Below are 12873 nucleotides of genomic sequence, written 5' to 3' on the forward strand. Positions count from 1 at the left end.
TAAAAGTGAACTACTGTACATAAAAATAATAGAAAAAAATTAACTCTTTATTCTAAGGCATACATTTATCTCTAAATTAAAATCTTCTCTAAGAGCGATAAAGTTAATAAGAGATAAAATCTGTAAGAGATAAAGTCAGTAAGAGAGGTACACAATCAATTAAATTAACTTGTAATTTGTACTTAACAAAAGTAATTGTACTTTTTTAGATAACCTGCTAATTATTGAGCGTATGCATGATTTTAGGAGTACAGCTCACTTTGAGCTTGAGCCATGGTTAAATGCATGAATTGGCATAAACAATAACCAAGAGAACAACGTTATAGGCTAATTAACAAATAGGGTAAATTAATATAGAGATTAAAGAATTAAATTGGGCTTGCTTGATGATTGATCTAGGTCAAGATCTAAGATATGGGCTTAAGGAATGGTCTTAAAGGATAGTCTTAAGGGGAAGATTAAAGAGAGCAAAGTATGCAGGTTATTGCTGTAAGTAGTGCAAATGCTTAACTAAAGCTAGCCACAAGCGTAGTGACTAAAGCTATAAGCATGTGACAAAAGTAACAAGCGTTGCGACTAAAATTATAACTACTCAACTACAGCAAGATCATAAAGATTAGATTAAGGGTTAGCTTAAGATAAGCAGCGAAAGCTGCTTTTAGTCAACTTAGCAAAATTTGGACAAAAATATAGGTTCAGTGCGAGATTCGCACTGAACTCTAACCCTAAAAATAGATGAATCCAGTAATATATACTGTGAAACATATATCAACAATAAGGAAAATCCTATTGCAAACTAAAAACCAAATTCATAATACCATATTTTACCAATCAGGTGAGATTTTTTTCTCCCGAGACTTAAAAAAGAACCCAGAACTAGAGGTAGTTCTGGGTTTTAAATTGGTATTAGTTTAAGTTTGCACAACTAAAGCTTAGTGACTAAGCTTAGTTGTTCAGGCATAAAAAGTTATACGTCAAAATAAGTACGAATACGAACTTAATAACCTAAAAGTTATCTTTCTCTTTATTTTTTCTCATTACCATTTGCAACGATGTACATATCTTGGTAGTAAGTAACTCCTAATCCAGTGTAGTAACCTTTAAGTTGCGGTTTTTTCAGGATCAGAGTTTCTACATACCAGAGAGGTGCTGCTTGGTAGCCGTCTACTAACACTTGGTTAGCTTGGGCATAGAGTTTTTGGCGTGTAGCTTTATCGGTAGAGCGATTAGCTGTTACCACTAAATTATCGTATTCCTTACTGATAAACTTACGATTGTTAATCGGACTATCACTTAAGAAGATGTTATAGAAAGTTGAAGCTTGCGTATAGTCCATACCATAGCTAGCAATAATTAAGTCATAGTCGGTACGGTTGTACTTATCGTAATAAGAAGTAGCTTCTACGGCCTCTTGTTTTAAGTCAATTAACCCACCTGAAGCTTGACGCCATGAACCAGCCAGAGCTACGTAGATTTTATCGTTTTCTGGAGTTGAAGGTTGAGTTAAGGTTAGTCGTAGAGGATTAGCTGGAGTGTAACCAGCTTGTTTCAGTAACTCAACAGCTGTAGCCACGTTGGTTTTTTGTGCTTGTTTAAACCATGGTTGTTGTTTTACTAACTCTAGATCATCAAGATATGGAGAAGCAAAAGCCGAAGTTGGCACATTGCTCTTGATAATTTGTTTAGTAATCATACTACGATCAGTAAGTAAAGATAAAGCTTTACGTACATTAGCATCTGGAATACGTTGAGTATTAAACGAGAAGTAAGCTGTACGTCCTGCTGGTACGTGGAATACTTCTTTTGGACGCTCTTTATTAATGAGGTCTAAGTATTGCGCTGGTACATCTGATACTAAGTATTCACCTGATAAGTAACGATAGTAGGCCGTTACTGGATCTTTTACATAATCGTGACGTACTTGGGTTAGGTGCACGTTTTTAGCATCCCAATAACCATTCCATTTATCGTACACCATTTGGTCGTTTACACGGTAGTAACCAATTTTATATGGACCATTACCTACAAAGTGATCAGGATTTGTCCATAGTTCACCGTACTTAGCAATTAAGTCTTTACGTACAGGAGCCGTCATTACCGAGGAGAACATTTGGTATAACCAAGCTGTAGGATAGGTTAGTTGCACTTGAATGGTGTAATCATCCAGAGCTTTAACCCCCAGAGCACTTACTGGTAATTTACCAGAGTAAACCTCTTTAGCGTTTTTCACATTTGCTTGGGCGAGGTAGTCTCCATAAGGAGCTGCGGTTTTAGGGTCGGTTAAGCGTCGCCATGAGTAAACATAATCATGAGCAGTTACAGCTTTACCATCTTGCCATTTAGCTTCTTTACGTAAATGGAATGTCCAAGTAAGACCATCATCACTTACGTCCCAAGAAGTAGCTCCTACCGGAATATATTTACCTTCATTATTTAAACGCGTTAAGGTATCAAATACCGGACGTAAGGTTTTAAAATCAGCACTAAACTTAAGTAAGTTAGGATCAAGCGTATCCGGAGAAGCCGGAAAAGCTAAAGCTAAGGTTTGTTGAGCTGCTAGTTTTGTACCTGCTGGTACTACAGCATATGCTGGATTAAGAGAGCCTACAACTAAACTACCTAGAGCTAGAGTAACTGTACTTAAGCGAGTAATTTTCGAATTAAATAGGGTTGTGAGAGTTTGCGTAAATGTTAACATAGGGCGATCCTTAAGGTGAGTAAAGCTAGAGAACTCTAACATTACTTAGAAGATTTAAGTAGCTAAGCGCAGAAATTACTAACCAGGTAAGTTTCTGCACTTTACAGTGCTTTGCACTGTAACCAATAGATCACCACCCTGTGGTAAACCCTCCTCCTAGTTAGCTGAAGCTAAGTATTGCAAGTAAAACTAGCAATATAACTTTGGCTACCTAATTGTAGCATTAAGCCCAGCAGATAGCTAGGGGGAGGCAACAAAAAGATACTTGCAAACGAGGAAATATCTCTTTGTTTCGCAAGATAATTAACCAGATTATGTTGCGAAGAAAAACCAAAAGATATTTCTATCTTACAGCAAAATATTTTTCTTTGCACAAAAAAGTAGCGGTAAAGATGAAAATAGTAGACATAGATGGTTAGTTTGAGTTGAAGCTATTTTAGGAGTTGAATACGTGTGATAAGTTTAAGCATCTTAGGCAGTTTGAGTATTGTTAGTACTTGGTAGTTTTAGCACTTTTAGCGCTTTTAGCAGTTTGAGCTTTGTTGCACAAAAAATGAGCTCTATGCTATGGCATAGAGCTCAGATTGAAAATAGTTTTATTTTTTCTTTGAACGATCGTTACTTGGACTGGTCATAATATCTTGGTAGTAGTTATATGCTTGATCGATATCAGCAAACTCTAACATTCTACCTTGATCGAGAACTATTGCTCGATCACAGTATTCTTTAATTGATTTAGCACTATGGCTTACTAGAATTAAAGACTTCTCTTTATTTTGTTCAAATAAAGCTTGGCGACACTTCTTACTAAAGCTAGCGTCCCCTACAGCAATAACTTCGTCGATTAAGTAACAATCAAAATCAATACTTAAACTTAAAGCAAAGGCTAAACGCGCTCGCATCCCTGAAGAGTAACTTTTTACTGGTTCGTACAGATAATCCCCTAGTTCTGCAAAGTCTTCGGTAAATTGCAGCACTTTTTCTGGATCGGCATTATAGATACGACAGATAAAGCGTAAGTTATCCATGCCAGTAAGACTACCTTGGAATGCCCCACTAAAGGCAATGGGCCAACTTAGGGTCATATTATCTAAGATAATTGAACCGGTAGTTGGATTTTCAACCCCAGAGAGTAAACGGATCAGCGTTGACTTCCCTGAACCATTACGTCCAAGAATGCCTAGCTTTTCACCTTTCTTTAAGGTGAAGTTTACATCGGTGAGGATTTGCTTAGTACCACGGCGTGTAGGATAGCTTTTACTCACATTATGGACAATTACTTGTCCTGATGAATCAAGAATGGGTGAGCTAGGTTGTTCGCTCTTCTCTTGTGAACTTGGATTTGCCTCGTTACCATTGGCTGTGGTTTTATTGTCAGCACTAGCAGTCTCGAGATCAAGTAAGATTTCAGACTTCTCTGTAGCCGTTTGTGCTTTAGTATCATTACTTAGTTTTAGATCATGCCCTTGCGAAGTAAAAAAACTACCTAGACGTGAGAAAAATGACATAAATTCTTTATCCTCCAAAATGACTAGGCAGAACCGCCCATGCGTACAGTGGTTTTACGAATGAGCAATAATCCTAAATAAAGTAACAGAATGTCACAAGTTAAGAGATACCAACTGTTACCCATAGTAATGACATTATTCCCAAAGTAACCATGACGGAAGATCTCCGTACCATGGATCATTGGGATTTTGAGTAGGATGTTTTGTACCGAAGTAGGTAAGCTACTTACAAAGAAGAACACTCCTGATAATGGCATCATAAGGAAACTAATAGTACTCCAAAGCTTCCCTAAAGCTTCAAACTTAAAGGCAACGGCACAGATAATTAGTCCCATTGATACAGCAAAGACTGCCATTAAACCCCATGCCCAAAGCATTTCTACAAAGTCAACCGGCCATGGAATAATATTGAGTACACATAGACCAAGCATAATACCAATTTGGGCGATAGTTGCTCCACAGATCTCTAAGAAAATCCGAGCCAGAATCGTATCGAGAACCTTTACGTTACGGTGATAGAGCAAACCTTGGTTAGCATCTATAGCACCTATAGCACGATTAGCAGCATTACGCCACATCATCATTATCGGATAACCCGTAACAATAAAAGCCACAATATTCAGATTAGTAAAAGCATGTGCTCGCACAAAGTACCACATAGCAGCAATGAACGAAGTCATGAGCAAGGGTTCAATAAAGAGCCACATAAAACCAATGTTCTTACGTCCATAACGCGTAATAATCTCGCGTAGCATTAACGCATGGAGTACGCGTAATTGTAAGCTCCATGAGCTTACTGCTCGCGGGATACTACTTGCTGGTAAGGTAAAAGTTGGTTTATCTTCTTTCTTCTCGTTTTTTTTCGCAGGTTCAGCTTTTTTGGCTGGAGCTGCTTTTTTTGCAGGTTCGGCTTTTTTAGTTGGTTCAGCTTTGGCTGCAGGAGCTGCTTTTTTTTCAGCAGGCTCTTTGCTAGCGTCTTTAGCTGGTTCTGACTTAGGAGCAGCCTCTTTCTTTGTATCAGACTCTTGCTTAGGAGTAGAATCTATTTTAGCAGTTTCTTTTTTAGCAGGCTCAGCTTTTGGAGCTGTAGTAGTTTCCTTAGCTTGAGCTGTTGATGGAGCTGCTTCTGCTTTAGAAGTTGCGTCAGCTTTCTTGGTAGTATCAACTTTAGCCGTTTCTGCTTTAGTTGCTTCTGCCTTAGCAAGCTCTGCTTTTGCGGTTTCAGCTTTAGCAGGAGTAGTTGCAGTAGTCTCTTCTTTTTTAACCGTGGTTGCTGCTTCACTAGCTGGTGCTGGTGTTGCCGCAGAGTTATGATCTGTCATCACTCCTCCTTAGTTACGGTGTTCACGTACACTAGCCAGAATTAAACTTAAGAGACCGTAAATAACTAAAGCTAAAGCAATAGATCCGGCAATGTGGTACAGACGACTTGGCTCGAGCGCTAAGTCTGGTTTGTCAGCTGGAGCAATAACTTCTAAGTAAAGTTGTTTTTTCCCTGCATCGTAAATGGCATTTTGCAGATTTACCATTGCCGCACTAAGTTGTTTGTAGGCAATGTTGTATGCAAGTTTTAAGCTTTGGAATTCAACGTTATTTTGGATTAAAGAGTTGTCACCACCGGCAATCTTATTAACTTGTTCGTTAATTTCATTATTAATACTTTGTTTTTCGATTTCTAATGAACGGATTTGCGGGTTGTTTGGTGCTGTTGAACGTAACTGATCTAAACGTGTATTTACACTAATAAGCTTTTCTTGCAGCTTAGTTACCATGTTAAGCACGGTATCAGTTTGACTATCAACATCGACGATTTTGTATTTAAGTTGATGATCTGACATGGCTTTGGCTGCTTTCGTCATTTGTGCTTTACTTTGCTCTACAATGCTTGTGGCATAGTTAATAGCATCTTGACGTGCGCGTTTATTAAGTGTATTTACGTGTTTTTCAGCTAGTTTCACAAACTCGGCATTAATCTTTTGTGCTGAACCAGGTTGGAACGCACGTACTTCTAAAGTCATAATCCCCGATGAACTATCGATATTAACTGCGACTTTACTTTTGAAGTACTGATAGAAGGCTTCGTTTTGTCCCGAAAAACCTAAAGTGTTATAACGTGAAATCCAGTCACCATGATCTTCGTAGTACTGTTTAAGCGGGATCATTTCAGCCAGCGCATTTACTGCTTCACGGCTTTTAATGTAACTTTGCACAGTATACGAACTTGAGTTTGACTGATTAAAGCCTACGCTCGAAAGCATATTTAGACCATTGATGTCAACCGAACTACTTTCTTGGTTGGCTGCTTTTACCACAAATGTACTATGAGAGACATATACCGGACTAGCAATAAAGCCAAAGTAAATAATCGCCCATAAACTTGGTAACACCACTATATAACGAAATAAGGGATTTTTACGGGTAAAGGTTAAAAGTTTTTTAATTGGATTAGCCATAATTATTCATCCCAATCGTCAATGTAGTTTTTGGTGCGCACTATATTGTAAATAGGATTAGTAAAGGCGTACACAAGGCTGAGGAATTTACGTAGTTGATTCGAAGAAGCATTAGCTACGTACACTAAGTCTTGATCTTGTAAAGGGAATTTTTGTAACCAGAATAAAGCACATGGACTATTTAGGTTAACTTGGTAAACTGTCGGGATTGACATATCACGTGTATAACCTTTATCGAGCCATGCTTGTTGCGCTTGCGGAGTCAGAGCTGTAAGCGGTACATTACGGAATACGTAAATACCAGTTGGATCAGCACGCTCATCAACTAAACCACCCATGCGCGCTAAACCTTGAGCAAGGCTTAGACCAGCAGCTGAGAATTTAATTTCACTGCTTTGATTAACAGCACCCAGAGCGACAAAACTTAACGGATTATCAATCAAGTAAACAATATCACCAGCTTGCAGTTTAATGTTTTGTTGTGGGTCGGTAACTAGTTGTAACAGAGAAATGGTTTTTACTTGTCCGTTACGTGTTAGTTGTACAGAAATATCACGTGCTTGTGCGTCTACACCACCTACGGCAGTTACAGCATCAAGAACGCGTTCTTGATGAGCCGTTAAAGGCATGCGCGTGCTATTACCTTTACGTAATACAGTTACGTTAGCGCTATTGTTTTGATCTACTTGTACTAATACTTGTGGGTTATTAGCAATACGACGTAAAGCATTAGTTACTCGTTGTTGGATTTGTACTGGCGTTAGACCACTAACGTTAATCTGCCCTACAAATGGTACAGTGATTTGTCCTTGCACATTTACCATTTGCGTTGGAATGTTTACGCGTGATGAACCCTCTGAAGTAATAGCACTTGAATTAGTAAAGAGCATTGCTGGAGCTGTTTCCCAAATGCTAATACTAATTAAATCTCCAGCACCTACTTGTCCTTGATAGTTAACACCTAGATCATGACTAGTGTTGCTGTAACTAGCTGTAGTTATACTCGCAGGAGTAGAAAGTTGTTTGCCATTAGCGTCAATAATCGCGCCACTATTAGCTGCTTGATAAGCAGCATTAGCTCCGGCTAGAGGTTGCACGAGCGAAGCAAAGCTTTGATTACGTTGCGCTAGGCTTAATTGCTGTACCGTTTGTTGGTCAACTACAACCAGATTTACCGGAGGTAAGTCTGCTTGTACTTGCGTCTGATCAGCAGCCGCAATTTTAGAATTTGTCGGACCGTCAGCTGGTAAAGTACATGAGCTTAAAAGTAAAGCAATACTTAGAGCTGTGGTGATTTTTGAAAACATCATAACCTGATTTCTAAGTTGCAGAAAAGAAAGTTGCCAAGTGTGACATTGGTAGAACAAAAAAGTCCCTAGAGGTAGTTGTCTACCTCTAGGATTTAAGATAAAAGTGCGAATAAAATGTAAAGTCAGTTTAGTGTAGCTTGTGCTTTCACAACAGGCACTAAACCCCAAAAAGTAAAGTTGTTATTATGCGTAACTCGCGTGACAGAATGTTACCAAGCTGAGCTATTACTCTCTCGTTATTGTTTATTAGCTCTAGCTGTTGTTATCAGCTTTGGCTATTGTTTATTAGCTTTGGTTATTTAGCTATTGCTTATCAGCTTTAGCGATTGCTCCAAGCTTATAGAGAAAGACGAGAGTCGCTGGTTTCTTCCCAAGAGCGAGTTTGATTGAGTTGTTGGTTTGGTGTCACAAAGCGTACATACTTATAGAAGCTACCATTTAATTGCGTAGTATATAAGTGGTAACGACGATATGCCGCAAACGATGTAGCATCTGGAGCTTGTGGACTTACCCAGAACGAGGCTAGTGAACCTTGGTGGGTTAATTGTGCAAAGTCATAAGCACAATCACCTAAAGTTAACACTGGTAGGTTGTGCACTAAAGCCGAAAGACCTGTAGTTGAGTTTAAGCACACTAAACCTTGCGCTTTACGCAGTAAGATCGGCAGAGGTACGTCTAATACATAGTGAATACGACCCTCGAGCTGCGGATAAGCCGCGACGATCTTGTTAATTTGCTCACGGTAGTTCGTAAAACCACGATCCATTGGATGGTGTTTTACAACTAAGTGTGTACGCTCAGGTGCGTACATGGCAAAGTTAATAAGTACTTCTTCTAAGAACTCAGCTACCGAGTTATAAGTACTGTGTACTTTAACTTGGCTATCCGAATGCACTTGTAAGGCTAGTAAGAAGAACTCACCGAGTTTACCTTGCTCTACCTTATGCGTAAATAGCGCTTCAGGGATTACGTAACAACAACGTCTCCAAGCAGATTTTAACCAACAACGAGCATAAGTTTTTAAACTAGTTGCTCGGTGGTGCGCATAGTGTGGGAACGCTGCTTGATACCACCACATATACAGATAGTAAATGGTCGCTAACCATGCTGCAGCCCAGAAGCCAGAGCTAATTGGCGCAACTGCAGGTTCGTCATTACGACGCATGTGTTTGCGGTAGTAGCTTGCATTTTTTGGTAAATGGGAATAGGCATTAACACCAGTTGCTTCAAGCGTTACATAGTGCGGGCGGAAGTAACCTTCTTCGAACACCCAGAATTTTAAGCCTAATTCTTTACATACTTGTTTGGCGATTTGGTGGTACAGACGACAATCCCCAAAACACACCATAGTATCAATATTCTGTTTAGCTACAAGTTGACGTAAATAATCAGCAAACTCGGTAGCTGGTTGAGTGTAGTTTAATACTTGAGCTTGTTGACTCGTATTAAAACTACTTGCACTAGCATGTGCAGCTTGTTCTACAGTTACGGCACAGTTTAAGCTAGGATTAGGATTTACTGCGCGAAAGTAGTGTAAATCGCCACCATTAAAGTTAATTTTCCACACAGCTTTTTGGTGATAAAGTAACCAGTTGCTTAGTTCTTGGAAAAACGGACCAACTGGACCTTGTAACAGCAATACACGGAGTGAAGATAGTAGCAGTTGTTCTAAATTGTGGGTTGGCATGGAAAAAGCCCTAATAACAATTTAAGGATTAAAAACTTATCTATAGAGATACTTTCTTAATCAATGAGCAGCCAAGATGAGCAGTTAAACAAAGTTACTTCTTAGTTTTAGCCAGACCTTAGTCTTGCTCGCACTAAGCATGCTTTCTAGCTGCTGCACATAGAGGTTGGCTTTAGCAACAGCTAGAGCATTACTCTCTTAAATTGCATTCATGTGTATCTTATAGCCTCGGAACGAGGGACAATTGAATAAACCTTAAAAGTGATAAAGTATGGTAACTTTCTTCACTTAGATAAATGTAAATAAAATGTAATTTCAAGCTTAAGTCTCTTCTTCGCAAAGAGAGGTTAAGCTTACAGTTCAATGTAGACTGTAGCACTAATGCGATCATTGCGCATTAGAAATGGGTTATGAGTAATTATTGCTTAGAGAGCTTAGAAAGCTAAAAATAAGTTATCTAACTAAAATTATCTAACTTAGAGAGGTTAACAACCAATCGCTAAGCAATAATTACTAAAAACAAGAGTGCAAAATTTAGGGTGAATAATGGTGGTAGAGCTTGAGAAGTAAAAGGTGGTCGGATTAAGTCGTGTGTAGTGTAATAGTAGGTTGGCACTTAGTGCCTGCTGGCAGTTACTGCCAGCAGCGCCATAAGTGTTTTAGTTGTCCCCATTTACGAGCCAGCCAAGTTTGTTTAACTGCCGCAGGAGCTTGTTGGCGTTGTTGTTCAAGCCAAGTGATAGCTTGTTGAGGAGTTAAGAGCTGTTTAGTAAATGGATGAACGTATAACGGATATCTGGTTAAAGTGGCTGCCACTAATTCAGCAACACTTCTACGCATATTACGACGAGGAGTAGTAAGCTTATCTACGGTTAGTCCCCAACCTGCATAGAATGGTAAACCATAACAATGCACAGTTTTACCGCGAATTAGTGCTTCAAAGCCGGCTAATGAAGTCATGGTATGCACTTCATCAACTAAAGCAATACAACTGAGGATATTAATATCGCTAGCAATAGTATTAGCATATTGTAGAGCAATCTCTGGAGCTATAGCCCCAACGCGGTTTTTAGCTTCAACATCCGGATGAGGTTTATAAATAATATAAGCGTACGGATTGTTCTCACGCACTTGTTGCAGCAGACCTAAGTTAGTTTTCACTTCAGGACTACCGGTACGAATTGAAGCATCATCTTCGACCTGCCCAGGGACAAGGATGACTTTTTGTCCTTGTTGCGGATTGATTTGCCATTGGGCTTGTCCGACATTGTATTTACCAATGTTGGTAGCAATTAATTGTTGGCGTAAGCTTTCAGCTTGCTCTAACTCTTGATTGCTAAACTTAGCCGTATTGAGAATCTGCTCTAAGCGACTTGCTTGTTGGGCATTAAAGTAAATGCCTTGATCATCAAGCACTAGCGATAGAGGTGCAACTAAGTTCGAACCTAAACCCACCGAGCGAATAAAACCATCTTCCATACTAATTACGGATAGGTTTTGTTTTTGTGCCCAAGCTAGGACTTCGGGCTTACCTGTTCCCCACAGTAACAGTTTTACTTGTGGTTGTGGTAAAGCAAGGTTTACCAGTTGGTTGCTTGATAGTTGTTTAGAAACGGTTTGGCTCGTTGAGTTATTTGTAGAGCTTTCTGTAGCATCTACTGCACTATTAGTGCTGCTATCAGTTGTAGAACTACGATTTGTAGCGATATGGTTTGCTTCGCTACTAGTCTTAGATATAGGGTTTGCAGTGTGAGCTGTGAGTTGGGCTTGTGCCTGAATAATTTGGCACTGTTGTTTAGGCCATGCAGCAAAGTTTAAATTACAACTCGGAAAACGCACAAAAGGTTTTACCACTTGACGTTTCCACCAGCTCATATTAAAAGCATATACTTCACCACGCAGTAACTCATTAAAGGTGCGATAGTGAGCTAAGTAGTCAATTACTTCTAAGATATTACCTAACTCTTGGGTATAAGGGTTAAGGTAACGTGGGTACTGAATATAAGCCGCAGTAAACACTTGCATAAAGCTACGTGCTTGACGACGTGAACTTGGCATAGCAGCAAGAGCTGGATGACGATCATCACTAATGCCCCAACCCGCATACCATGGTACACCAAAGGTAACGACCTCTTTACCCATAAGTAAAGCTTCAAAACCCATTTGTGAAGTTACACAGTAAACTTTACTCACAGCTTGCAGTAAATCTAAAGGATTACAATCTAGAGCTAGAAGCTTGACTTGTTGGTACTTAGTAACTAGCTCAGTAAGGTAGCCGCTTTTTTTACCAGCAAGAACATCTGGGTGACTTTTTACCCAAATATTAGCTTCAGGGTTTTCCTTAACAGCTGTTTCCAGCATTAAGGCAAAAGTCTGAGCGTCAGCTTGTCCATACTGAATTGCCATATCACCAAAAGTCTGATCGATAACGAGCACTAGGGGTTTGTCATTCTGTAAAGCTGCATTAATACTCTCTTGGCTTAAGCGTGGAGCTTGATTGTACTTAGACAGATGTAACTCTTGTAAGCGACTTACTGTTTGTGCAGCTAAAGCTTGCTCTTCTTGACTAAAGTTAGCTTCTAAAATAAGTTTCTCAAGGCGCGAAGCTTTAGTAGTGTCGTAGTAGATACCTAGATCATCCCAAACTAAACTTAAAGGAGGATCATTGTTTACTCCTAAACCTAAGCTACGCAAAAAACCATCTTCAATAGCAATATAAGGAAGGTTTTTAGCTTGCGCATACGCTTTAGCTTTTGCCGTAGTTGGGCGATAGCCCCAACCAAGTACCACTTGCGCTGTGCCTTGGTTTGGCTTTTGCAGTTTGTATTCTGGGAATAGAGTTGCCAAATTTGGTAACTCGCGCATCTTGCGAGAAAAGACTACTGCCGCAAGACCATGAGATAAATTTGCTGACATGGTGTCTCCTTAGCGGCAAAGTGTTCTTTGCCAGCAATTATGAGATACGCCATTGAGTACCACGCGTGCTATTCAATAATGATAGTTAGAAGCTACAGTAAGAACTAGATTGAAGCATCTTCAGAAAGTTTAAATATCTTAAGAAATAAAGTTTAAATATCTTAAGAAGAACTCAAAAAGCTAAAAAAGATGAAATCAGATCTTACATCTTGCTCTAATTAGCAGTATTCAGGAGCACGGTTGCCGAGCAGCATATCTTAATAAAGATAAAGAGAAAAGAATAAAGATAAAGAGAAAAGAA

At 39.3% G+C, this 12873-nt stretch carries 7 protein-coding genes; all 7 read right to left on the bottom strand.

Going from position 1 to position 12873, the window contains the following annotated elements:
- Positions 1-1024: 1024 nt before the first annotated feature.
- Positions 1025-2698 carry a peptide ABC transporter substrate-binding protein gene (locus CKF58_RS03600; protein WP_222987685.1) on the bottom strand — a complete coding sequence of 558 codons (1674 nt, stop codon included), beginning with the start codon at positions 2696-2698 and terminating at the stop codon, positions 1025-1027.
- 596 nt (positions 2699-3294) lie between these two features.
- Positions 3295-3999, bottom strand: a complete 705-nt coding sequence (locus CKF58_RS03605) for an ABC transporter ATP-binding protein (RefSeq protein ID WP_245959234.1) — start codon at positions 3997-3999, stop codon at positions 3295-3297.
- A gap of 230 nt (positions 4000-4229) precedes the next feature.
- The gene (locus tag CKF58_RS03610) at positions 4230-5015 is read right to left on the bottom strand and encodes an ABC transporter permease (protein WP_245959235.1); all 786 of its coding nucleotides are present in this window, start codon (positions 5013-5015) and stop codon (positions 4230-4232) included.
- Positions 5016-5537: 522 nt separating this feature from the next.
- Entirely contained in the window at positions 5538-6659 is a 1122-nt protein-coding gene (locus CKF58_RS03615; RefSeq protein WP_119531058.1) for a KpsE/RkpR family capsule polysaccharide export protein, read from the bottom strand.
- Positions 6660-6661: 2 nt separating this feature from the next.
- Positions 6662-7969: a polysaccharide biosynthesis/export family protein gene (locus tag CKF58_RS03620; RefSeq protein ID WP_119531060.1), complete on the bottom strand. Its 1308-nt coding sequence runs from the start codon at positions 7967-7969 to the stop codon at positions 6662-6664.
- A 337-nt stretch (positions 7970-8306) separates the two neighbouring features.
- Positions 8307-9656 (bottom strand): capsule biosynthesis protein, encoded by a 1350-nt coding sequence (locus CKF58_RS03625; protein WP_119531062.1) that lies wholly within the window; start codon positions 9654-9656, stop codon positions 8307-8309.
- A 633-nt stretch (positions 9657-10289) separates the two neighbouring features.
- Positions 10290-12572, bottom strand: coding sequence for a capsular polysaccharide biosynthesis protein (locus CKF58_RS08570; RefSeq protein WP_245959233.1), 2283 nt, complete (start codon positions 12570-12572; stop codon positions 10290-10292).
- Positions 12573-12873 lie beyond the last annotated feature (301 nt).

It is taken from the genome of Psittacicella hinzii, assembly GCF_003585935.1.
Taxonomy (GTDB): domain Bacteria; phylum Pseudomonadota; class Gammaproteobacteria; order Enterobacterales; family Psittacicellaceae; genus Psittacicella; species Psittacicella hinzii.

Excerpts from the sequence above, each read along its gene's own strand:
- CKF58_RS03625 (WP_119531062.1), bottom strand. The coding sequence starts at position 9,656 with ATGCCAACCCACAATTTAGAACAACTGCTACTATCTTCACTCCGTGTA.
- CKF58_RS03615 (WP_119531058.1), bottom strand. The coding sequence starts at position 6,659 with ATGGCTAATCCAATTAAAAAACTTTTAACCTTTACCCGTAAAAATCCC.
- CKF58_RS03600 (WP_222987685.1), bottom strand. The coding sequence starts at position 2,698 with ATGTTAACATTTACGCAAACTCTCACAACCCTATTTAATTCGAAAATT.
- CKF58_RS03620 (WP_119531060.1), bottom strand. The coding sequence starts at position 7,969 with ATGATGTTTTCAAAAATCACCACAGCTCTAAGTATTGCTTTACTTTTA.
- CKF58_RS08570 (WP_245959233.1), bottom strand. The coding sequence starts at position 12,572 with ATGTCAGCAAATTTATCTCATGGTCTTGCGGCAGTAGTCTTTTCTCGC.